The organism is Pseudomonas sp. MAG733B (assembly GCF_036884845.1).
Lineage (GTDB): Bacteria > Pseudomonadota > Gammaproteobacteria > Pseudomonadales > Pseudomonadaceae > Aquipseudomonas.
Window position 1 is genome coordinate 1,303,386 of sequence record NZ_CP145732.1, and the last position, 22,451, is coordinate 1,325,836.

Consider the following 22,451-nt stretch of genomic DNA (forward strand, 5'->3'; position numbering starts at 1 on the left):
CAGGGCGTGTCAAAGCGTTGTTGATACTTCGTAGGCGCCAGTTCTCTACATGAAAAAAATAATAAAATTGTGCCGCAATTACGTTTGGAAGCGCTGGCTTCGCCAATATAAATGCAAGTTGGCTGGCGGGGTTTCGTCGCTCAGCGCGAGAACGACTTTGCTGCTTGAAGAGGGCGTTTTGCTTGGCCATGTAGCCATCGACGCCAAACGATTGAGTATCGGTGCCCACACCTATATTCGCAGCGATTGCGTGCTGACTACGGTTTCCTCTATCGGGCGGTTTTGCTCTATTGGCAATAATTGCTTTATCGGCCAGGAAAAAAACACTCACCCCTCGACCTGGCTCAGTTCACATCCCTTCCAGTACACAAACACACGCTTATCCTACGAGCCTGTCGTTGCTAACGTAACCATCGGCGATGACGTATGGATCGGTCACAGCGCCATGATCATGGAAGGGGTCACGGTTGGCACGGGAGCGGTTATCGCGACCCGCGCACTGGTTGTTCACGATGTGCCGCCCTATGCGATAGTCGCCGGCGTCCCGGCGAAAGTGGTCAAGTACCGGCATCCTCCCGAAGTGGCCGCCAGATTGCTGGAAAGCAAATGGTGGGAGTGCGATATGGATTTTCTTCAGGGCTTGTCACTGGACGATCCCGAGGCGGCTTTGCCGGAAATCCTGGGCAAGCATCACGACAATCCGGCCAGCTACAAACAGCTGGAAGTCACACGACGAGGCTGTCGAGTATTGCCCCCCGAATCTCGCCGCGAAGTCGGTATCGAGTCGCTCAGTCTACAAACCGCAGTTCCCCCGTCTCACCCAGCAATAGCGGGCCATTGAGCTCTGTGACTTCCCTGATGTAATCCCACAGCAAGGTGATTCGCTTCAACTTGCGCAGATCCTCCCGGCAGTACATCCAGAACTGTCGGGTGATGTTGATTTCTTGCGGCAATACCGGCAGCAGGCGGGGGTCCTGGGCGGCGAGGAAGCAGGGCAGGATCGCCAGGGATCGCCCTTGCTGCGCCGCCACGAACTGCGCGATCACGCTGGTGCTGCGCAAATTGGCGCTGGCGCCGGGAAGCACGTTTGCCAGGTAAAGCAGCTCCGAGCTGAATGCCAGGTCGTCGACATAACTGATAAATGAATGTTTACCCAGGTCTGCCGGGCGGCGGATGGCCGGGTGTTTGTCCAGGTATTCCTGGGTTGCGTAGAGCTGCAAACGGTAATCACAGAGTTTGCAGCAGACGTACGGCCCATGTTCCGGACGTTCCAGAGCGATGACGATATCGGCCTCGCGCTTGGACAGGCTGATGAAGTGCGGCAGCGGCAGGATGTCCACTGAGATCGCCGGGTAGGCGTCGACGAAATGGCTCAGCTGTGGGGTGATGAAGAAGCTGCCGAAACCTTCGGTGCAGCCCATGCGCACATGCCCTGATAACGCCACGCCGGAGCCCGAAACCTGTTCGCAGGCCATGTGCAGCGTGCTCTCGATCGACTCGGCATAGCCAAGCAAACGCTGGCCTTCGGCGGTGAGGACGAAGCCGCTGGTCCGGGATTTCTCGAACAGCAATGTGCCCAATGAAGCTTCCAGCGAACTGATGCGTCGCGACACGGTGGTGTAGTCGACCGCCAGGCGCTTGGCGGCGGTGCTGGCCTTGCGGGTCCGGGCGACTTCAAGGAAAAACTTGAGGTCATCCCAGTTCAGCGAGCCTAAAGACGTGATGTTTTTTTGCATGATGGACCGGCTTTTATGTGCGTTCTTATTAGAAGTTTGCACATCTATACTCCAAAAACAGCCCGACAACCAATTCGCGGCACACGCCTCATCGCAAGGCGACTTTCTCGCCTTGGCTCTCTAGATAACAACAAGTCCAGGAGACCCACATGAACGCATCGCTCACGCCTAACGAAACCACCGTGCAAAAGGTCAAGCTGTTGATCGACGGCCAGTGGGTCGAATCCAAGTCCACCGAGTGGCACGACATCATCAACCCGGCCACTCAGCAAGTGCTGGCCAAGGTGCCATTCGCCACCGCCGAAGAAGTCGACGCGGCCATCAGCGCGGCCCATCGTGCCTTCCAGACCTGGAAGCTGACCCCGATCGGCGCGCGCATGCGCATCATGCTCAAGCTCCAGGCGCTGATTCGCGAACACTCCAAGCGTATCGCCGTGGTCCTGAGCGCCGAGCAGGGCAAAACCATTGCCGACGCTGAAGGCGATATTTTCCGTGGCCTGGAAGTGGTCGAGCACGCCTGCTCCATCGGCAGCCTGCAAATGGGCGAATTCGCTGAAAACGTCGCGGGCGGTGTCGACACTTACACCCTGCGTCAGCCAATCGGCGTGTGCGCCGGCATCACCCCGTTCAACTTCCCGGCGATGATTCCGCTGTGGATGTTCCCGATGGCCATCGCTTGCGGCAACACCTTCGTGCTCAAGCCGTCCGAACAGGACCCGATGTCGACCATGCTGCTGGTGGAACTGGCTATCGAAGCCGGCATCCCGGCCGGTGTGCTGAACGTCGTGCACGGCGGCAAGGACGTGGTGGACGGTCTCTGCACACACAAAGACATCAAGGCGGTTTCCTTCGTCGGTTCGACCGCGGTCGGTACGCATGTCTATGACCTGGCCGGCAAACATGGCAAGCGCGTGCAATCGATGATGGGCGCGAAGAACCACGCCGTGGTGCTGCCGGACGCCAACCGCGAACAAGCGCTGAATGCCCTGGTCGGTGCCGGTTTCGGTGCCGCCGGTCAACGCTGCATGGCCACCTCGGTGGTGGTGCTGGTGGGCGCGGCCAAGCAATGGCTGCCGGACCTGAAAGCGCTGGCGCAGAAACTCACCGTGAATGCCGGTAGCGAACCGGGTACCGATGTCGGCCCGGTGATCTCGAAAAAGGCCAAGGCGCGGATTCTCGACCTGATTGAAAGCGGCATCAAGGAAGGCGCCAAGCTGGAACTGGATGGTCGCGAGATTTCGGTTCCGGGCTACGAGAAGGGCAATTTCGTCGGCCCGACTCTGTTCTCCGGTGTGACCACCGACATGCAGATCTACACCCAGGAAATCTTCGGCCCGGTGCTGGTGGTTCTGGAAGTTGCCACGCTCGATGAGGCCATTGCCCTGGTCAACGCCAACCCCTTCGGTAACGGCACCGGCCTGTTTACCCAAAGTGGTGCGGCGGCGCGTAAATTCCAGACCGAGATCGACGTCGGCCAGGTCGGCATCAACATCCCTATTCCAGTGCCGGTCCCGTTCTTCAGCTTCACCGGTTCCCGAGGCTCGAAGCTCGGCGACCTCGGCCCTTATGGCAAGCAAGTGGTGCAGTTCTACACTCAGACCAAGACCGTCACCAGCCGCTGGTTTGATGATGACAGCGTCAACGACGGTGTGAACACCACCATCAATCTGCGTTAAGGAGCCGGACATGAAAATCGCTTTTATCGGTCTCGGCAACATGGGCGCGCCGATGGCGCGCAACCTGATCAAGGCCGGCCATTCGTTGCGTCTGGTCGACCTGAACAAAACCGTGCTGGCAGAGCTGGAACAACTGGGCGGCAGCATCAGCGCGTCGGCCCGTGAAGCGGCGCAGGACGCGGAACTGGTGATCACCATGTTGCCGGCTGCCGTGCATGTTCGCGGTGTGTGGCTGGGTGAAGACGGCGTGCTCGCCGGTATCGGCAAAGGCGTGCCGGCGGTGGATTGCAGCACGATTGATCCACAGACTGCCCGTGACGTGGCTGCCGCTGCGGCCAAGCAAGGTGTGGCCATGGCCGACGCGCCGGTTTCCGGCGGCACGGGTGGTGCGGCGGCCGGGACACTGACGTTCATGGTCGGCGCCACCCCGGAACTGTTCGCCACGCTGCAACCGGTACTGGCGCAAATGGGCCGCAACATCGTCCATTGTGGTGAGGTCGGCACCGGGCAAATTGCTAAAATCTGCAACAACCTGCTGCTGGGGATTTCCATGGTCGGCGTCAGCGAGGCCATGGCACTTGGCGATGCACTGGGCATCGACACCAAGGTGCTGGCGGGCATCATCAACAGTTCCACCGGGCGCTGCTGGAGTTCGGAGATGTACAACCCGTGGCCGGGCATCGTCGAAACGGCGCCGGCGTCACGCGGCTATACCGGTGGCTTTGGTGCGGAACTGATGCTCAAGGATCTGGGGCTGGCGACGGAAGCGGCGCGTCAGGCGCACCAACCGGTGGTGCTTGGCGCGGTGGCCCAGCAGCTGTATCAGGCGATGAGTTTGCGTGGGGAAGGTGGCAACGACTTCTCGGCGATCATCAATAGCTATCGCAAGCCGCAGTAACGGTTGGTACCAAGCGGGTTTTTGTGGCGAGGGAGCTTGCTCCCGCTGGTTCGCGCAGCGGACCCCATTGCAGTGAACGCGGTGGCTCAGGTTCATCGCAGTTGCTGATTTCACGACTGCTTCGCAGCCGAACGGGAGCAAGCTCCCTCGCCACAGGTTCGGTATTGCCCCTACAGGCTTTTTTACCGGGAAATCACGTCGGGTGATTTCCCGGTTTTTTTGTATCAGGCAAACACGAAATATTTACGCACGGTTTCCACCACTTCCCAGGTGCCTTTCATCCCCGGTTCGATGACGAAAATGTCACCGGCGCGCAGGTGGATCGGCGCCATGCCTTCCGGGGTGATGATGCAGTAGCCTTCCTGGAAGTGGCAGTATTCCCACTTCACGTATTCCACGTACCACTTGCCCGGCGTGCAGATCCAGGTGCCCATGATCTTGCTGCCGTCTTCGCTGGTGTAGGCGTTGAGGTTGACGGTGTGCGGGTCGCCTTCGAGTTTTTCCCATTTGCAGGCGTCGAGTACGGGCAGCGGGTGGGTGTCGCGAAGAACGGTAATCGGTGCGGTCATGATGACTCCGGGCGTTGGGGGAGAGCTGAAGTCGCACCCTATCGGGCTTGGCCCGGCGTCAGTTGTCTGTGCTCGACACTGAGGTATCCAGAAGCGCTCGCGTCATTGATGCTCACAATAAAAAACGCCCCGGCATTGGTTGAATGCCGGGGCGTTTTTTTAAGCGTTTGCGGGGTTACTGAGCCACAGGCAGGTTCCTATGCCTGGCCATGCGCAACCGGTAGCAGGCGTAGATGAACAGCACCCACACCGGCATGGCGTACACCGACGGGCGTACCGGCGGAATCATCCAGATGACGCAGATGATCACCGCCATGAAGGCCAGGCACAGGTAGTTGGTGTACGGCGACCAGAAGGCCTTGAAGCCCGGCACGACACCGCGCTGTTCCATCGCCTTGCGGAACTTCAAATGCGTCAGGCTGATCAGCGCCCAGTTGATCATCAACGAAGCGACCACCAAGGCAAACAACAACTCCAGCGCTTCGTGCGGAGCAACATAGTTGACCAGCACGGCCAGCATGGTGATCAGCGCCGATACACCCAGGGCCAGCAACGGCACGCCCTGCTTGTTCAGCTTCATCAGCACTTTCGGTGCATCGCCCTGTTCGGCCAGGCCGTAGAGCATACGGCTGTTGCAGTAGACGCCGCTGTTGTACACCGACAGCGCGGCGGTGAGCACCACGAAGTTGAGGATTTGCGCGGCGGTATCGCTGCCGATCAAGGCGAAAATCTGCACGAACGGGCTGCCGCTGTAGGCATCGCCCGACGCGCCGAGTGTCTGCAACAGTTGATCCCACGGATACAACGACAGCAGCACGGTCAGCGCGCCGACGTAGAAGATCAGCACCCGGTAAACCACTTGGTTGATCGCCTTGGGAATGACCTTGCGTGGTTCGCTGGCTTCAGCGGCGGTGATGCCGACCAGCTCCAGGCCGCCGAAGGAAAACATGATGAACGCCATCGCCATCAGCAAACCGCTGTAGCCGTTGGGGAAGAACCCGCCGTGGTCCCACAGGTTGCTCACCGAGGCTTGTGGGCCGCCGGTGCCGCTGAACAGCATGTAGCAGCCGAGGAGGATCATGCCGATGATGGCCACGACCTTGATGATCGCGAACCAGAATTCCATTTCACCGAAGACTTTGACGTTCAGCGTGTTGATCAAGTTGACCAGCACGAAGAACACGGCGGCGCTGACCCAGGTCGGCACCTCCGGCCACCAGAACTGCACGTACTTGCCGACGGCCGTCAGCTCGGCCATGCCCACCAGCACATACAACACCCAGTAGTTCCAGCCGGACAGGAACCCGGCAAAACCGCCCCAGTAGTTGTGGGCAAAGTGACTGAAGGAACCGGCCACCGGCTCTTCGACAATCATCTCGCCGAGCTGGCGCATGATCAGGAACGCGATGAATCCGGCAATCGCATAACCGAGGATCATCGACGGCCCGGCGGACTTGAGCACGCCGGCCGAGCCCAGGAACAGTCCCGTGCCAATGGCTCCACCCAGGGCGATCAGTTGAATGTGTCGATTTTTCAACCCTCGCTTGAGCGTCCCCTGTTGCAAGATTTCATCCGCCATCTGGTTTCCTTCTGAGTGTGGTGGCCAGGCCTGATTTGAAAGATCGAATCTTACTCTCGCTCACCCCTTCGTCATACAGGCGCGGGTTGGGTTAAACGTTGGTTTTCAAGGGCTGGCGCTGTGGTTGGCCGTGCGCAATGCTTCGAGCAAGGCTCTGGCATACGCCGGCAGGTGCTCGAATGAGCGGGCACACAGGAGCAGTTTCCGCTGTGCCCATGGTTCCTTCAGCGCGAAGCTTGTCAGCGGTTGATCGACTGACCAGCGACGGAGCGCCGCCAGCGGCACAATCCCCAGCCCGGCGCCGTGAGCGACCATGCGCATCACGCCGTCGAAGCCTTCGGCGCGAATGCGGATCTGCATGCGCAGACCGGTGTGCAAGGCCTGCTCTTCCAAGTACACCGCCAATGCGCTGCTGGCGGTCAGGCCAACGAAGTTGTGCAGCAGCGTTTCGCTGAAGCTCGGCGGTTCGCCGCCGGCCAAGGGATGTCCGGGCGGCATGATCAGCACCAGCGGATCATCGCGAAAGGGCAGGGTGTCGAGGGTGTGGGTGTCCACCGCATCCGAGACGATCCCCAGGTCCGCCGCACCCTGGCGCAGGGCGTGAGTGATGCGGGTGCTGGGCAGTTCTTGCAAGTCGATGTCGAGGTTGGGGTGCCCACTCAGGAAGTCAGCGAGCAATTCGGGCAGGTATTCGGTGATCGCCGTGGTGTTGCACAACAACCTAACCTGGCCTTTGACGCCATTGGCGTATTCGGCCAAATCCTGCTGCATGCGCTCGGCGTGTTGCAGCAGGGTGCGAGCGTGTTGTGCGAGGGCTTTGCCGGCAGGTGTCGGTGTAACTCCACGGCGACCGCGCTCCAGAAACTCGATCCCGAGCGAAGCTTCCATGGCCCGGATGCGCGCACTGGCCGCCGCCAGGGACAGATGACTGCGGACGGCGCCGGCGGTGATGTTGCCGGTGTCGAGGATGTTGAGGTAGAGGCGCAGGTCGGTGAGGTCGAAGTGCATTGGGCGCTCTAGTTATGTGTTGTCTGGGATGGCCTCATCGCGGGCAAGCCCGCTCCCACAGGTGGCCGAGTTCTTATTGGAGAAATGCGATCCACTGTGGGAGCGGGCTTGCCCGCGAAAGCATCAGTAGCGTCAACACATCATCCAGCCTCTTGCATAGGTAGAGGCACCCTAAGTATATGGCAGATTTTCAACTGACCCATCCAGGCTCACCATAGCCCCATGAATACTGTCTCGGCTTTTTATCAAAACCTCGGCCTGGCCCTTTCGCTGCTGGTCATCGCAACCTTCCTGCTGGCCGGCATGATCAAGGGTGTGATCGGTCTCGGCCTGCCGACCATTGCCATGGGTTTGCTCGGTCTGGCTATGGCGCCGTCGCAGGCTGCGGCGTTGCTGATCATCCCGGCCACGCTGACCAACGTCTGGCAACTGGCGTTCGGCGGGCATCTGCTTGGGCTGGTCAAACGGCTGTGGCCGATGTTGCTGGCGATATTCGTCGGCACCGGTGCGGGCACGCTGTGGATTGGCATGGCCGGTGGACACTGGGTCGTGCGGGGATTGGGCGCGGCGCTGTTGCTCTATGCGTTGAGCGGTTTGTTTCTGCCGACCTTGCGCGTGAGCAGTCGCAGCGAGCGCTGGCTTGGTCCGCTCTGCGGCCTGATCACCGGCGTCATCACTTCAGCCACTGGCGTGTTTGTGATTCCGGCGGTGCCGTACCTGCAAGCGCTGGGGTTGAGCAAGGACGAACTGGTGCAGGCGCTGGGTTTGTCGTTCACCGTTTCGACCCTGGCACTGGCTGGAGGATTGCTGTGGCGCGGCGCGCTTGGCGGTGGCGAGTTGAGTGCGTCGTTGCTGGCGCTGATCCCGGCGTTGCTCGGCATGTTGCTCGGGCAGTGGCTGCGCCAACGGATCAGCGCCGTGCTGTTCAAGCGCGTGTTCTTCATCGGCCTCGGATTGCTCGGCGGCCATTTGTTGATCAGCGGTTAGCGGACGACGGGCTGATCATCTCGATGGCGCGAATATCGAAATCCCGTTCCAGGTACTCGTCGCGCTGTTCAAGAAACTGCTTCATGTGCGGCAGGTTCGAGTGCACATCGAGATGGGCCTGGGATTCCCAGATCTCGTAGAAGATGAACAGGGTCGGGTCCTGTTTGTCGCGCAGCATGTGGTATTCGATGCAGCCGGGTTCGGCACGACTCGCTTCCACATAACCGCTGAAAAACGCTTCGAAGGCGTCGGATTTTTCCGGGCGGGTCTTGGCGTGCAGGATGAAGCCTTGGATTTCACTCATGAAAGACGTTCCTCAGGTCAGAGTCGGCGCCAGTCTAAGACAACAATCGGTCGATGATTCGTGCGTTTAGATCAAATGAATTTTGCCCCGTGGGCGCTTATTCCGCGCGAGGCAGGTCGTTACTCTGCCGCCATCCACTTCCTGACCTTCCCGAGATTTCTTGTGAAAAAAGTCCTGTTGCTCAATGGCGGTAAAAAATTCGCCCACTCCGAAGGCCGCTACAACACCACCCTGCAAGAAGCCGCATTGAGCGTGCTGGATCGTGGCGGCGTGGATGTCAAAACCACGTTCATCGACGAGGGCTACGACGTCGCTGAAGAAGTCGCCAAGTTCCTCTGGGCCGACGTGATCATCTACCAGATGCCCGGCTGGTGGATGGGCGCGCCGTGGACCGTGAAAAAGTACCTCGACGAAGTCTTCACCGAAGGCTACGGCAGCCTCTACGCCAGCGACGGCCGCACTCGCTCAGATGCCTCGCAGAAGTACGGCAGCGGTGGTTTGATCCACGGCAAGCAATACATGCTGTCGCTGACCTGGAACGCCCCGCAGCAAGCCTTCGACGACCCGACCGATTTCTTTGAAGGCAAAGGTGTGGATGCGGTGTATTTCCCGTTTCACAAGGCCAACGAGTTCCTCGGCATGACCGGCCTGCCAACCTTCCTGAGCGTGGACGTGATGAAACGCCCGAACATCGAAGGTGATGTGGCGCGTTACGAGCAGCATTTGACCGAGGTGTTTGGCCTTAAGGCGTAACGCTCGGCTACTATCTGTCGCAATGGCTAAAAAGATCGCAGCCTTCGGCAGCTACTACGTGTACGCAATACTCTGTAGGAGCTGCCGCAGGCTGCGATCTTGACGATCCATGCCACGCCGATTCGCGAAAGAGGACACACGTGAAAGCCAGATCCGATGAGTTGCAGATTTTCGTCTGCGTAATTGAATGCGGATCGATTTCCGCGGCGGCCGAGCAAGTCGGGCAAACCCCGTCGGCGGTCAGCCGCACGCTCTCGCGGCTGGAGGCCAAGCTCGATACGACGTTGATCAACCGCACCACGCGGCGCATGGACCTGACCGAAGAGGGCAAGTATTTTTTCGAGCACGCCAAGCTGATTCTCGACCAGATGGATGAACTCGAAGAGCGCCTGTCCTCGCGCCAGCAAACACCGTCCGGGCGCTTGCGCATCAACGCCGCATCGCCGTTCATGCTGCACGCCATCGTGCCGTACATCGATGAGTTCCGCCGGCTCTATCCGGACATCCAGCTCGAACTCAACAGCAATGACCTGATCATCGACCTGCTTGAGCAAAGCACCGACATCGCCATCCGCATCGGCACGTTGGCCGACTCGACCCTGCACGCCCGTTCCCTGGGATGCAGTCCGTTGCACATCGTCGCCAGCCCGGCCTATCTGGAAAAACACGGCACGCCGACGGCGGTGGCCGACCTGGCCGGCCATACGCTGCTGGGCTTCACCCAGAACGAAGGCCTCAACCAGTGGCCGCTGCGCTACGTGCACGGCGATCGCTGGCCGATCCAGGCGTCGCTGAGCGCCTCCAGCGGCGAGACCATCCGCCATCTGGCGCTGGAAGGCCAGGGCATTGCCAGCCTGTCGCACTACATGACCATCGAAGACATTCGTGCCGGGCGCTTGAAAGTATTACTGGCGGAGTTCAACAGCGGTTATCGCCAACCTATCAATGCCGTGTACTACCGCAACTCGCAACTGGCCCTGCGGATTCAATGCTTCCTGGACTTCATCCAAGGCAAATTGGCGCTTTACGCCTCCGACGATTTCAGTGAGTGATTCGTGACCACCGCGCAAGAGTGAATTGGGCCGGCAGGGATTTTTCGTCAGGGATCACTGCTTGATACTGGCTGCATCACTTATCAACGCAGGGAGTTTCTCCATGAACGTATTCGTCACCGGCGCTGCCGGTTTTATCGGCGGCTCCATCGCCACGGGCCTGATCAAGGCCGGTCACAGCGTCAGCGGCCTGGTGCGCAACGCCGCACAAGCCGATGAGTTGCGCGCGCAGGGTATCACGCCAGTGATCGGCACGCTTGACGACAGCGCACTACTGGCCGAGCAGGCCCGCGCCGCCGACGCCGTCATCAACGCTGCCAGCAGCGATCATCGTGCAGCGGTGGAAGCCTTGCTCGATGCCTTGCGCGGTTCCAACAAAGTGTTCCTGCACACCAGCGGTTCGAGCATCGTCGGCGATGCGTCGGGTGGTAAATCCAGCGACGTCATTTACTTTGAAGACAACCTGCCAGAACCCACCGTCGACAAGGCGGCTCGCGTGGCCATCGACAACCTGATCCTTGCCGCAGCGAAGGACGGGGTGAACTCGGCAGTCATTTGCAACACCCTGATCTACGGCCACAGCCTGGGCGTCAACCGCGACAGCGTGCAATTGCCACGCTTGCTGAAACAGGCGCGCAAAAGTGGCGTGGTGCGCCATGTCGGCACTGGCCAGAACATCTGGTCCAACGTGCACATCGAAGACGTCGTGGCCCTGTACTTGCTGGCGCTGACCAAGAACGTACCGGGCACGTTCTACTTCGTCGAAAGCGGTGAAGCGTCGTTCATCGACATGACCACGGCCATGGGCCAGGCGTTGAATCTGGGCCAGCCGCAGGACTGGCCGCTGAAAGATGCAGAAGCCGAGTGGGGCTATGAAATGGCCAATTATGGCCTGGGTTCCAATAGCCGGGTTCGTGGCAAGCATGCGCGGGAATTGCTGGGCTGGGTGCCGAAGCGGACTTCGGTGGTTGAGTGGATTCGCAACGAGATGGTGTGAGTTCGCTTTAGACCGCGTCATCGTTCATCGCGGGCAAGCCTTGCTCCTACAAGTTTTGTGTCGTTCGCCAATTTCGTGAACGACACAAAACCTGTAGGAGCAAGGCTTGCCCGCGATTGCGTTTTCGAAGTCCCTGCAACTGGCCGGGTCGCTCTCGATTCCGTAACATCCGCAAATTCTTTTCGCCCCCAGTATGCGGTCCCCCATGAAACCAATCAGTCTACGCGCCGATGTCCTGGCCGGACTCACCACTTCTTTTGCCCTGCTGCCCGAATGCATCGCCTTCGCCCTGGTGGCCCATCTCAACCCGCTGATGGGGCTGTATGGCGCGTTCATCATTTGCACCCTGACCGCGTTGTTCGGCGGTCGGCCGGGCATGGTCTCCGGTGCCGCCGGGTCGATGGCCGTGGTTATCGTCGCCCTGGTGGTGCAACACGGCGTGCAGTACTTGCTCGCAACGGTGTTGATGGGCGGGTTGATCATGATGGCGTTCGGGCTTTTTAGGCTCGGCAAACTGGTGCGCATGGTGCCCCATCCGGTGATGCTCGGCTTCGTCAACGGCCTGGCGATCATCATCGCGCTGGCGCAGTTGGAGCATTTCAAGAGCGGCGAGACCTGGCTCAGCGGCACGCCGCTGTACATGATGATCGGACTGGTCGCCGTGACCATGGCCATCGTGTATGTGCTGCCACGACTGACCCGCACGGTACCGCCGGCACTGGTGGCGATCCTCGGTGTGGGCCTGGCGGTTTATCTCCTTGGTTTGCCAACCCGCACTCTGGGCGACATGGCGCACATTGCCGGTGGCTTGCCGACGCTGGCGCTGCCGGACATTCCGTGGAGTCTGGAAACCCTGCGCATCATTGCGCCGTACGCAATCCTGATGGCGCTGGTCGGCCTGCTGGAAACCCTGCTGACCCTGAACCTCACCGACGAAATCACCGAGAGCCGCGGCTATCCGGATCGCGAGTGTGTGGCATTGGGAGCGGCGAACATGGTCTCCGGCGTATTCGGCGGCATGGGCGGTTGCGCGATGATCGGCCAGACCGTGATCAACCTCAGTTCCGGTGGGCGTGGGCGCTTGTCCGGCGTCGTAGCCGGGGTGTCGATTCTGCTGTTCATCCTGTTCCTGTCGCCGCTGATTGAGCGCATTCCGTTGGCGGCGCTGGTGGGGGTGATGTTCGTGGTGTCGCAGCAGACCTTCGCCTGGGCCTCGTTGCGCGTGATCAATAAAGTGCCGCTGAACGACGCGCTGGTGATCATCGCCGTGACGGTGATTACCGTGTTTACCGACCTGGCTACCGCCGTGCTCTGCGGCATCATCATTGCGGCGCTGAACTTTGCCTGGCAGCAGGCGCGTCAGCTGTACGCCGACAGCCATCTGGAAAACGACGGCAGCAAGCTGTACCGGGTGCATGGCACCTTGTTCTTCGCCTCGACCACGCCGTTTCTCAATCAATTCGATCCCACCAACGACCCGACGCAAGTGACGCTGGATTGTCGCCACCTGAGCTTCGTCGATTACTCCGCCATCGCCGCGCTGGACACCCTGCGCGAGCGCTACACCAAGGCCGGCAAGCACCTGCGGGTGCTGGGCCTGTCCGAGCGTTGCAAGAAGCTGCTCAAGCGTGCGCGCGTGCATCACGACTGACGGGAAACAGGTTGGCGGCGATGAAAATTCGCCGCCCTGATTTTCATTATTCGCGACACGACATATCCATTAACGACACGCCTTACCTCTGTACGAAAATTACTTTCACCTCGTTTGATAATCGAGCCTCGAAATGTTTTAAGAGTTTCACAAATATTTCGACGTGACCCTCTCGAGGAGTACCGCATGACCCTGTCCTTCGGCTATTGGCTGCTGGTGTATGCCGCTATCGCCATCATTGCACTGATCGTTCTGATCGCCCGTTACCGGCTCAACCCGTTCATTGTCATCACCCTGATTTCCATTGGCCTGGCGCTGGTGGCGGGGATGCCGCCGTCGGGTGTGGTCGGCGCTTATGAAGCCGGAGTCGGCAAGACCCTGGGGCATATCGCGCTGGTGGTGGCATTAGGCACGATGCTCGGCAAGATGATGGCCGAGTCTGGCGGCGCCGAGCAGGTGGCGCGGACCCTGATCGATCGTTTCGGCGAGAAAAACGCGCACTGGGCGATGGTCTGCATCGCGTTCCTGGTGGGCTTGCCGCTGTTCTTCGAGGTCGGTTTCGTGTTGCTGGTGCCGATCGCGTTTACCGTGGCGCGGCGAGTTGGCGTGTCGATCCTGATGGTCGGTTTGCCGATGGTCGCGGGGCTTTCGGTGGTGCATGCGCTGGTGCCACCGCACCCGGCGGCGATGCTCGCGGTGCAGGTGTATCAGGCGTCGGTGGGGCAGACCTTGCTCTACGCGATTGCGGTTGGCATTCCGACCGCCATCATTGCCGGCCCGCTGTACGCCAAGTTCATCGTGCCGCGCATCCAGTTGCCGGCGGAAAACCCGCTGGAACGGCAGTTCCTCGAACGTGAACCGCGCGACAGCCTGCCGGGTTTCGGCATCACCATGGCGACCATTCTGTTGCCCGTAGTGCTGATGCTGATCGGCGGCTGGGCTAACCTGATTTCCACGCCGGGCACCGGTTTCAACCAGTTCCTGCTGTTCATCGGCAACTCGGTGATTGCGCTGCTGCTGGCGACCTTGCTGAGCTTCTGGACCCTCGGTCTGGCGCAGGGCTTCAACCGTGAATCGATCCTCAAGTTCACCAACGAATGCCTGGCACCGACCGCGAGCATTACACTGCTGGTGGGCGCCGGTGGCGGTCTGAACCGGATTCTGGTGGACGCCGGCGTCACCGATCAGATCGTCGGCCTGGCGCACGAATTCCATTTGTCGCCACTGTTGATGGGCTGGCTGTTCGCCGCGCTGATGCGCATCGCTACCGGTTCCGCCACCGTGGCCATGACCACTGCGTCCGGCGTGGTTGCGCCGGTGGCGATTGGTTTGGGCTATCCGCATCCGGAGTTGTTGGTACTGGCGACAGGCGCCGGCTCGGTGATTTTTTCCCACGTCAACGACGGCGGCTTCTGGTTGATCAAGGAATACTTCAACATGACGGTCACCCAGACCTTCAAGACCTGGACGGTGCTGGAAACCATTATTTCCGTCGTCGCGTTCGCGTTGACCGTCGGCCTTTCTTACCTGATTTAACCGGAGTCGCCTGCCATGGACATCCTCTACCAGATCCGCGCCCGTCAGGATTCCTTCAGTGCCGGTGAAGGACGCATCGCTCGCCTGATGCTCGACGACGTAGGATTTGCCGCATCCGCCAGTCTCGATGAGCTGGCGGTGCGGGCGGAGGTGAGTACCGCGACACTGTCGCGCTTTGCCCGCACGGTCGGCTGCAAGGATCTGCGCGACCTGCGCCTGCAACTGGCCCAGGCCAGCGGCGTCGGCAGCCGCTTTCTCGATCCGGCGGGCACGCCTGAGCAATCGGCGTTTTACGGGCAGATTGTTGGCGATATCGAATCGACCTTGCGCCAGCATCTGTCGGCGTTCGACGAGTCACGCTTCGCCGATGCCGTGAAACTGCTGGGCAAGGCGCAGATGATTCACGCCTTCGGCATGGGCGGTTGCTCGACCTTGTGCAGCGACGAACTGCAAGTGCGGCTGGTGCGCCTCGGCTACCCGATCGCGGTGTGCCACGATTCGGTAATGATGCGCGTCACCGCCGCCAGCCTCAGTGCCGAGCACGTTGTGATCGTCTGCTCGCTGACCGGGATCACCCCGGAGCTGGTGGAAACGGTGGAGCTGGCGCGCAACTACGGCGCACGGATTCTGGCGATCACCCGAAGCGACTCGCCGCTCGCGCAACTGGCCGACATCGTGCTGCCGCTGCAAAGCGCCGAAACCTCATTCATCTACAAACCTACGGCGGCACGCTACGGCATGCTGCTGGCCATCGATGTGCTTGCCACCGAGCTGGCACTGGCCAATCCTCAGGACAATCAAGAACGTCTGCGGCGGATCAAACTCGCCCTGGACGATTACCGCGGCGGCGACGATCACCTGCCGCTGGGAGACTGACATGATGTACGACACGCTGATCCGCAACGCCCTGATCATCGACGGCAGCAACAGCCCCGGTTACTCCGCCGATGTGGCGATTCTCAACGGGCGCATTGAACGCATCGGCGACCTGCACGACGCACACGCCAGCGAAGAAATCGACGCGGCAGGCAAGGTGTTGGCGCCGGGTTTCATCGACGTGCACACCCACGACGACACGGTAGTGATCCGCCAGCCGCAGATGCTGCCCAAGCTCAGCCAGGGTGTGACCACGGTGATCGTCGGAAACTGCGGGATCAGTGCGTCGCCGGTGAGTTTGCGCGGCGATCCGCCGGACCCGATGAACCTGCTCGGCAGCGCTGCCGCGTTTGTTTATCCGACATTCCGCGACTATCGCGCGGCGGTCGAAGCGGCGAACACCACGCTGAACGTCGCTGCGCTGGTCGGGCACACCGCGTTGCGCAGCAATCACCTTGACGATCTGTTTCGCACCGCCACAGCTGAAGAAATCGCGGCGATGCGCGAGCAATTGCGCGAGAGTCTTGAGGCTGGCGCGTTGGGCTTCTCCACGGGGCTGGCCTACGCCAGCGCTTACTCGGCGTCCACTGACGAAGTCATGCAATTGACCGAAGAGCTGACGGCGTTCGGCGCGGTCTACACCACTCATTTGCGCAGCGAATTCGAACCGGTGCTCGAGGCCATGGACGAGGCATTCCAGATCGGCCGCCACGCGAAATCCCCGGTGATCATTTCCCATCTCAAATGTGCCGGCGCCGGTAACTGGGGGCGCAGTCCGCAACTGTTGGCGTCCCTTGAGCAGGCCGCGAAAACCCATCCGGTGGGCTGCGATTGCTATCCCTATGCGGCGAGTTCTTCGACGCTGGACCTCAAGCAGGTCACCGATGCCCATCGCATCACCATTACCTGGTCGACACCGCACCCGGAAATGGGCGGGCGCGACTTGATCGACATCGCTGCCGAATGGAATCTGTCGCTGCTCGATGCCGCTCGCCAATTGCAACCGGCGGGTGCGGTTTACTACGGAATGGACGAGGCCGATGTGCGCAGAATCCTCGCCCATCCGCTGTCGATGGTCGGCTCCGATGGCTTGCCGGAAGACCCGTTTCCCCATCCTCGCTTGTGGGGCGCATTCCCTCGGGTACTCGGACATTTCAGCCGCGACGTAGGACTGTTCCCGCTGCACACCGCCGTGCACAAAATGACCGGGCTGTCGGCGGCACGATTCGGCTTGAAGGAGCGCGGCGAGATTCGTGAAGGCCATTGGGCGGATCTGGTGTTGTTCGACCCGGCGACCGTTCGCGATGTGGCGGACTTCAACGATCCGCAACGGGCGGCCGAAGGCATCGATGGCGTGTGGGTCAACGGCGTGCTGAGTTATCAGGACGGTCAGGCGAACGGACGCCGGGAAGGGCGGTTTCTGGCACGGGAAGGGGATTTGCGGGATGGCTTTAATTGACGAATCGCGCAGTGCATCACAGTAGTGGCACATTGAGATTAAAGAAAGCCATCAACAAGCCGAATTGCTGACGTACAGCCCGGCTACACTGTGGGCTATTTCTGTCTGGGAGCAACTCGATGAGCTTCGGCAAAACCACCCCGATCCTGCGGATCTTCGATGAAATCAAGGCAGTTGAATTCTACGTCGGCTTCCTCGGATTCAAGATCGACTGGCAGCACCGCTTTGAAGCCAACTTCCCGCTGTACCTGCAAGTCTCCCGCGGCGAATGCGTGTTGCACCTGTCCGAACACCACGGCGACGCAACACCCGGCTCGGCCCTGCGCATCGAGACCGACGAACTGGAAACTTTCCAGCAGCAACTGCTGGCCAAGGAATACTCATTCACCCGGCCAGAAATCCAGGCGATGCCTTGGGGCAGCCAGGACATGACCATTAGCGATCCGTTTGGTAATCGGTTGGTATTTACCAATGCGATTAGTGTTTGAGCTTTAGATAGCTATTGATCATTCCCGCGCGGGAGCATGGGAATGATCAGTTCACGTTCATATCGGCCTCGCTCAGGGCCAGTTAATTCCCCGCAACACCCTCATTAATTCCGCCACTCCTTCCCACACTCGATTATCCCCAGACACCGCCATTAACAATTCCATGGAGGATCCGGGTGGTGGAACGCCCTTGGAAACTCATACAGTTATTCCCTTGAGGTTATATTCCGCAGGTGGCATATTCGTATGAAATGGGACGTTGAATACACGGATGAATTTGAGGCTTGGTGGGACCGGCTCAAAGATGCTGAGCAGGACTCAGTGCAGGCGACAGTCATGATGCTGGGCGATGAAGGGCCACACTTGGGCTTTCCATACACCAGCGATATCAAAGGGTCGCGGCATGGCAACCTCCGAGAGCTACGGGTGCAACATGCTGGCAAACCTTACCGTGTGTTGTATGCCTTTGATCCTCGGCGATGCGCGATCCTGTTGATCGGTGGTGACAAAACTGGACAGGATCGTTGGTATCAGGAGCATGTGCCTCTGGCCGAACGACTATACGACGAGCACTTGGAAACATTGCAGGACGAGGGCTATGACAATGGCTAAAAAATTTGCTGATCTGGTGGCACGACGCTCTCTCGAATCTCAAGCACGTGTCGATGTCTTGCTGAAAAAGCTGCGAGCAGAAATGCCGTTGCACGAGTTGCGTCAGGCGCAAGCATTAAGCCAGGAAAATCTGGCAAAAACGCTGCACGTCAATCAAGCGGCGATCTCCAAAATGGAACGACGGACAGACATGTACATCAGCACATTGCGCAGCTACATCCGCGCCATGGGAGGCGAACTGGAAATTATCGCGACCTTTCCTGAAGGTCAGGTAAAGATCGAGAACTTCTCTCGCTGAGTAGTAGGTTGGTAGCGCTGGTCGGGATGATGTTCGTGATGTCGCAACAGAGCTTCGCCTGGGCCTCTTGCGAGTGCGAAAACAAGGTACCGCTGAACGACGTGCTGGTAATCACCGCCGTGACGGCGATCACGGTATTCACCAACGGCCACCGGTGTGCTTTGCGGCATCATCATTGCCCTGTTTCTCAACCCGTTCGACCCGGCCAACGACCCGGCATAAGTGACGCTGGATTGTCGTCACCTGAGTCTCGTCGACTACTCGTCCGTCGCCGCGCTGAACATCTTGCGCGAGCGCTACACCTAGGCCTGTGGGTGCCGGACCTGTCCTTACGCCTCAGGAAACCGCTCAAGCGCGCGGTTGCATCACAACTGATTGAAATCTCAAGTTGTCAAAGCTGCTCTGGTTAGTTTGACTATGAGCAGATTTTCCGGAGGCGCATGAAGCAGGTGAAACCGTAAATTTTCTCAACCCTATCAGTTCTGATAGTGGTCAATATTGGTCTGATACTCGAGACTGTGACTGTGAGTCGATGAACTCCTATCGGAGGCACAGGACATGCTGGCGAACCATAAGAATTTAATTTGTTATTACCACTACGATCCACTGGACCGAGTGATTGGCCACACTCCTTCCGGGCAGACGAAATCAGAGTTTCACTGCCTGAAAGGTCGTGTGACTACGGAAATTCAAGGTTTGGTGCAACGCTCTATCATGCAGAGCGAAGATCAATTGGTGGCAGTGCAATGGCGGCAGAGTAACAACTTGGACCACTCCTTGTTAGCCACAGATCAACAGCACTCGGTACTGAATGCACTCCGGTCGAGCGGACTTAATACTCTCACTTACACGCCCTACGGCTACCGCCTACCGGAGGATGGATTACTTAGCATGCTCGGCTTCAACGGCGAGCGGTCAGAACCGTTAACTGGGCACTATTTGTTAGGTAATGGCTATCGGGCGTTTAATCCGGTATTAATGCGGTTTAATAGTCCGGACAGTTGGAGCCCGTTTGGACGTGGTGGATTGAATGCGTATGTCTACTGTATAGGTGATCCGATTAATCGAGAAGACAATAACGGGCGAATCAGCGCCCGCTGGCTTCTGGTAAGAAAGAATATCCCGCAGCTAGCAATGGTAAGTAGACGAGCAACGTCCTCACTTAGTGAGCCAACCTTTAAGAGTGAATCATTGGCAAGGGCACAAGTTGACTTTACTAAAGCCCAATATCCAATGCCCGCTGCCGGAGAAAAATTATTTACTCCTTCTCCAAAGTCAAGTATCCAGTTCGGACCTGAAAATTTGCGAGTTAATGAAGTAGAAAATTATATAAGGCTTGTGCCGAGAACGCTCTTTTACGCTGCACGGTCTGGTCTTTCGCACAACCAAATTCATCTGTTGGCGGGAGCCATTGAGAACCCTGCATTAGCGGCAAAGCTTCGAAGCGTCGCAACCCTTAAGGCATTCACTAAAAATTTCAAAAAAAGCGATCTGCACCTTAAAAGACTTCAAACTAACGCGGCGCTTAACTATCTACCTTCAGAACTACAGCAAATAATAAGAAAACAGGAGCCGCAGTGAGGCGCCTTCAATGCCTCCAGCAAATTTGATGATGGGCCAAGGCGATTGCATATCTCCAAGCTATGCCTACCTGCTCAGAGACCGTCCAGTAAATTAATGCAAATCTACCTGTCAGATTTTTTTCATTGCCCTGTAGATCGCCATCGCGAGCAGGCTCGCACACAAGGTACTCACTGAACTTGTGGGAGCGAGCCTGCTTGCGAATGGATCTTTCAGTCAGCGCTGACCGAGCATCAAACGCGGAAGTGACTCACCATCTGTTGCAACTGATTCCCCAACCGCGCCAGTTCGACACTGGACGCCGCTGTCTCGTCGCTGGCCGCAGCGGTCTGTTCCGACACGTCGCGCACGTTGATGATGCTACGGCTGATTTCCTCGGCAACGGCGCTTTGCTGTTCGGCGGCAGCGGCGATCTGCTGGTTCATCGACTGGATGTTGGACACCGTGCGGGTGATGCTTTCCAGTGAGGCGCCGGCCTTGCGGGTCAGCGCCACGCTGCTGTCGGTGAGGGCGCGGCTGTTGTTCATCACCGTGGCCACTTGCTGGGTGCCGTTTTGCAGACCGGCCACCAGGCCTTCGATTTCTTCGGTGGATTTTTGCGTGCGCTGGGCCAGACCGCGGACTTCGTCGGCGACCACGGCAAAACCACGCCCGGCTTCACCGGCGCGCGCCGCTTCAATCGCCGCGTTGAGCGCCAGCAGGTTGGTCTGTTCGGCCACGGCCTTGATCACGTCCATGACGCTGCCGATCTTGTCGCTTTCCTGTTGCAGCACGCCCATGGCTTCGGTGGAGCGCGCCACTTCGTTGGCCAGGCGCTCGATCTGCGCGATGGCTTCGCCAACCACCTTGTCACCTTCTCGGGCTTCACCGTCCGCCGCAGCGGCGGCTTGCGAGGCCTGTTCGGCATTGCGCGCGACTTCCTGCACAGTGGCGGTCATCTCGTGCATGGCAGTGGCGACCTGATCGGTTTCCACCTTTTGATTGTTGACCCCGGCGCTGGTTTGCTCGGTGACGGCCGACAATTCTTCGGCGGCGCTGGCGATCTGGGTGACGCCGTCGCGGATGCCGCTGATCAAGTCGCGCAGGGTCACGCCCATGCGCGCAATGCCTTGCTGCAACACGCCGAGTTCATCGCGGCGTGTGACCTTGACCTCCTGGGACAGGTCGCCGCTGGCGATACGCTCGACCACGGCCAGGGTGTCGCGCAACGGGCCGGTGATTTGTCGGGTGATGAGCACGGCGGCAATGATGCCCACCAGCAGCGCCAGCAACGTGCTGACCAGTTGCAAGGTGCGGGCCTTGTCGCTTTCGGTGTCACGGCGGTCGAGCTGGATCTGATACAGCTGCTCGCTCAGACTGACGATGGCCGCGCCCTGGTCGGTCATTTCTTTGCGTGACTGCACCACATCGCTGTTCGCGGTCTTGTAGGCCTGCAACGCACTGCGATAGTTGCCCAGCGCGGTTTCCAGTTGACGCAGCGCGTCTGGCTGCACGTCGGCGAAGTGTGCATTGAGGGATTTCACACTGGCGATCGCGGAGTCGAGTTGAGCGACAGCTTTTTGCTCGGTCTCGGCGTTGGTGGTGGCGGTGTAGCCGCGCACTTCGTAGCGAGCCAACAGGAACGCTTCCTTGGCGGCGGTGATGGCCTGGAACTGTTCGAAGCGTTGGTCGCTCAGCGGCATTTGCTGTACGCGGGTGTTGATGTCATTGATCAGCGTGTTGGCCGTTTCGGCGTTGGCGGTCATGACGTCGCGTGCGCTGTTGCCGGCGCGGTAGGCACCGCGCATTTTGTTCAGGGACGTCTTGTAGGCATCGATGACGGTGCCTTGCTCCTTGAGCAACTTGAGGTTTTCCGGGCTCTTGAATTTCACCAGCAACGCTTGTTGCTGAGCGGAAAAGGCTTCGAGGGTGGTCTGCACATTTTGTGCGGTGGTTTCGTCGCCGTTGGTCAGCATGTATTGCAGGCGGACCACGCGCAGCTTGGTCAGGCCGGCGTTGAGCTGGGTGATGTCGCTCATCCAGTTGCTGCGGTCAATCAAGCTGCCGAGGCTGGTCCAGCCGGTCAGGGCCAGGACGCAGGTCAGTGCCAGGACCAGGCCAAACCCCAGGCCCAGTTTCAGGTTTACGCTGATATTGCCGAACCAGCTATTCATCAAAATTCCTCCAGGAACGTGGTGCTTCTCGATCGTCGGTTGGCTGGAAGATTGTTGTTTTTAGGGGCCAGCATGCGGTGTAGAACGGACTGTATCGGCAGCAATCGTGAGAGCTGAAAGGATTTTGTCGGACGGATTCTGTAACAAGGTTTTTTTCACATGGGTTTCACTGGCTAGCGACGCCTGCCTCTTTACCCTCGCGGCATCAAATGAAGTGGTGCATGCCGGCGAGGCGGCT

At 59.3% G+C, this 22,451-nt stretch carries 21 protein-coding genes and 1 pseudogene; 16 read left to right on the forward strand and 6 right to left on the reverse strand.

The features are described 5' to 3' along the window. Nucleotides 1–49 precede the first annotated feature (49 nt). Entirely contained in the window at nucleotides 50–841 is a 792-nt protein-coding gene (locus V6Z53_RS05865) for a CatB-related O-acetyltransferase (RefSeq protein ID WP_338584581.1), read from the forward strand. On the opposite strand, the gene V6Z53_RS05870 is transcribed toward V6Z53_RS05865, so the two are convergent. Continuing rightward, nucleotides 789–1,736, reverse strand: coding sequence for a LysR family transcriptional regulator (locus V6Z53_RS05870; protein ID WP_338584582.1), 948 nt, complete (start codon nucleotides 1,734–1,736; stop codon nucleotides 789–791). The genes V6Z53_RS05865 and V6Z53_RS05870 overlap by 53 nt on opposite strands. Nucleotides 1,737–1,885: 149 nt before the next feature. On the opposite strand from V6Z53_RS05870, the gene V6Z53_RS05875 reads away from it, so the two are divergent. Further along, nucleotides 1,886–3,412 carry a CoA-acylating methylmalonate-semialdehyde dehydrogenase gene (locus V6Z53_RS05875; protein ID WP_338584583.1) on the forward strand — a complete coding sequence of 509 codons (1,527 nt, stop codon included), beginning with the start codon at nucleotides 1,886–1,888 and terminating at the stop codon, nucleotides 3,410–3,412. 10 nt (nucleotides 3,413–3,422) lie between these two features. Continuing rightward, nucleotides 3,423–4,310 carry a 3-hydroxyisobutyrate dehydrogenase gene (mmsB, locus tag V6Z53_RS05880; RefSeq protein WP_338584584.1) on the forward strand — a complete coding sequence of 296 codons (888 nt, stop codon included), beginning with the start codon at nucleotides 3,423–3,425 and terminating at the stop codon, nucleotides 4,308–4,310. Nucleotides 4,311–4,534: 224 nt separating this feature from the next. Here the strand turns inward: mmsB and V6Z53_RS05885 are convergent, their stop codons facing one another. The 3 genes from V6Z53_RS05885 to V6Z53_RS05895 form a co-directional block, all read right to left on the reverse strand. Continuing rightward, nucleotides 4,535–4,879, reverse strand: coding sequence for a cupin domain-containing protein (locus V6Z53_RS05885; RefSeq protein WP_007900627.1), 345 nt, complete (start codon nucleotides 4,877–4,879; stop codon nucleotides 4,535–4,537). A 175-nt stretch (nucleotides 4,880–5,054) separates the two neighbouring features. Further along, the gene (locus V6Z53_RS05890) at nucleotides 5,055–6,458 is read right to left on the reverse strand and encodes an amino acid permease (protein ID WP_338584585.1); all 1,404 of its coding nucleotides are present in this window, start codon (nucleotides 6,456–6,458) and stop codon (nucleotides 5,055–5,057) included. Nucleotides 6,459–6,563: 105 nt separating this feature from the next. Continuing rightward, entirely contained in the window at nucleotides 6,564–7,466 is a 903-nt protein-coding gene (locus V6Z53_RS05895; protein ID WP_338584586.1) for a LysR substrate-binding domain-containing protein, read from the reverse strand. 222 nt (nucleotides 7,467–7,688) lie between these two features. On the opposite strand from V6Z53_RS05895, the gene V6Z53_RS05900 reads away from it, so the two are divergent. Further along, nucleotides 7,689–8,453 carry a sulfite exporter TauE/SafE family protein gene (locus V6Z53_RS05900; RefSeq protein WP_338584587.1) on the forward strand — a complete coding sequence of 255 codons (765 nt, stop codon included), beginning with the start codon at nucleotides 7,689–7,691 and terminating at the stop codon, nucleotides 8,451–8,453. On the opposite strand, the gene V6Z53_RS05905 is transcribed toward V6Z53_RS05900, so the two are convergent. Beyond that, nucleotides 8,443–8,757: a putative quinol monooxygenase gene (locus tag V6Z53_RS05905; RefSeq protein ID WP_338584588.1), complete on the reverse strand. Its 315-nt coding sequence runs from the start codon at nucleotides 8,755–8,757 to the stop codon at nucleotides 8,443–8,445. The two genes, V6Z53_RS05900 and V6Z53_RS05905, sit on opposite strands and share 11 nt — an antisense overlap. 162 nt (nucleotides 8,758–8,919) lie before the next feature. Here V6Z53_RS05905 and V6Z53_RS05910 point away from each other — a divergent pair, with 162 nt between their 5' ends. The 12 genes and pseudogenes from V6Z53_RS05910 (at nucleotide 8,920) to V6Z53_RS05965 (ending at nucleotide 20,060) form a co-directional block, all read left to right on the forward strand. Continuing rightward, nucleotides 8,920–9,510, forward strand: a complete 591-nt coding sequence (locus V6Z53_RS05910; protein ID WP_338584589.1) for an NAD(P)H-dependent oxidoreductase — start codon at nucleotides 8,920–8,922, stop codon at nucleotides 9,508–9,510. A 140-nt stretch (nucleotides 9,511–9,650) separates the two neighbouring features. Beyond that, nucleotides 9,651–10,562 carry a LysR family transcriptional regulator gene (locus tag V6Z53_RS05915; RefSeq protein ID WP_338584590.1) on the forward strand — a complete coding sequence of 304 codons (912 nt, stop codon included), beginning with the start codon at nucleotides 9,651–9,653 and terminating at the stop codon, nucleotides 10,560–10,562. Nucleotides 10,563–10,665: 103 nt separating this feature from the next. Further along, entirely contained in the window at nucleotides 10,666–11,559 is an 894-nt protein-coding gene (locus V6Z53_RS05920) for an NAD-dependent epimerase/dehydratase family protein (protein ID WP_338584591.1), read from the forward strand. 205 nt (nucleotides 11,560–11,764) lie between these two features. Continuing rightward, a complete protein-coding gene (locus V6Z53_RS05925; protein WP_338584592.1) occupies nucleotides 11,765–13,210 on the forward strand; it encodes a SulP family inorganic anion transporter in 1,446 nt (481 codons plus the stop codon). Between the two features lie 186 nt (nucleotides 13,211–13,396). Then, nucleotides 13,397–14,746: a gluconate:H+ symporter gene (locus V6Z53_RS05930; RefSeq protein ID WP_150769255.1), complete on the forward strand. Its 1,350-nt coding sequence runs from the start codon at nucleotides 13,397–13,399 to the stop codon at nucleotides 14,744–14,746. Between the two features lie 15 nt (nucleotides 14,747–14,761). After that, nucleotides 14,762–15,622 (forward strand): MurR/RpiR family transcriptional regulator, encoded by an 861-nt coding sequence (locus V6Z53_RS05935; protein ID WP_338584593.1) that lies wholly within the window; start codon nucleotides 14,762–14,764, stop codon nucleotides 15,620–15,622. Nucleotide 15,623: 1 nt separating this feature from the next. Next, nucleotides 15,624–17,081 carry a D-aminoacylase gene (locus V6Z53_RS05940; RefSeq protein WP_338584594.1) on the forward strand — a complete coding sequence of 486 codons (1,458 nt, stop codon included), beginning with the start codon at nucleotides 15,624–15,626 and terminating at the stop codon, nucleotides 17,079–17,081. A 119-nt stretch (nucleotides 17,082–17,200) separates the two neighbouring features. Next, a complete protein-coding gene (locus tag V6Z53_RS05945; RefSeq protein WP_338584595.1) occupies nucleotides 17,201–17,569 on the forward strand; it encodes a glyoxalase superfamily protein in 369 nt (122 codons plus the stop codon). 246 nt (nucleotides 17,570–17,815) lie between these two features. Then, on the forward strand, nucleotides 17,816–18,181 hold the full coding sequence (locus V6Z53_RS05950) for a type II toxin-antitoxin system RelE/ParE family toxin (RefSeq protein WP_338584596.1): 366 nt from the start codon (nucleotides 17,816–17,818) through the stop codon (nucleotides 18,179–18,181). Continuing rightward, a complete protein-coding gene (locus tag V6Z53_RS05955; protein WP_338586454.1) occupies nucleotides 18,174–18,479 on the forward strand; it encodes an XRE family transcriptional regulator in 306 nt (101 codons plus the stop codon). Before V6Z53_RS05950 ends, V6Z53_RS05955 begins: the two co-directional genes overlap by 8 nt. 8 nt (nucleotides 18,480–18,487) lie before the next feature. Beyond that, nucleotides 18,488–18,779: pseudogene (locus V6Z53_RS05960) on the forward strand (sodium-independent anion transporter); the annotation flags it as partial. A gap of 258 nt (nucleotides 18,780–19,037) precedes the next feature. After that, nucleotides 19,038–20,060, forward strand: a complete 1,023-nt coding sequence (locus tag V6Z53_RS05965; RefSeq protein WP_338584597.1) for an RHS repeat-associated core domain-containing protein — start codon at nucleotides 19,038–19,040, stop codon at nucleotides 20,058–20,060. Between the two features lie 233 nt (nucleotides 20,061–20,293). Here V6Z53_RS05965 and V6Z53_RS05970 read toward each other — a convergent pair whose 3' ends face one another. Next, nucleotides 20,294–22,213, reverse strand: coding sequence for a methyl-accepting chemotaxis protein (locus V6Z53_RS05970; RefSeq protein WP_338584598.1), 1,920 nt, complete (start codon nucleotides 22,211–22,213; stop codon nucleotides 20,294–20,296). Nucleotides 22,214–22,451: the final 238 nt, after the last annotated feature.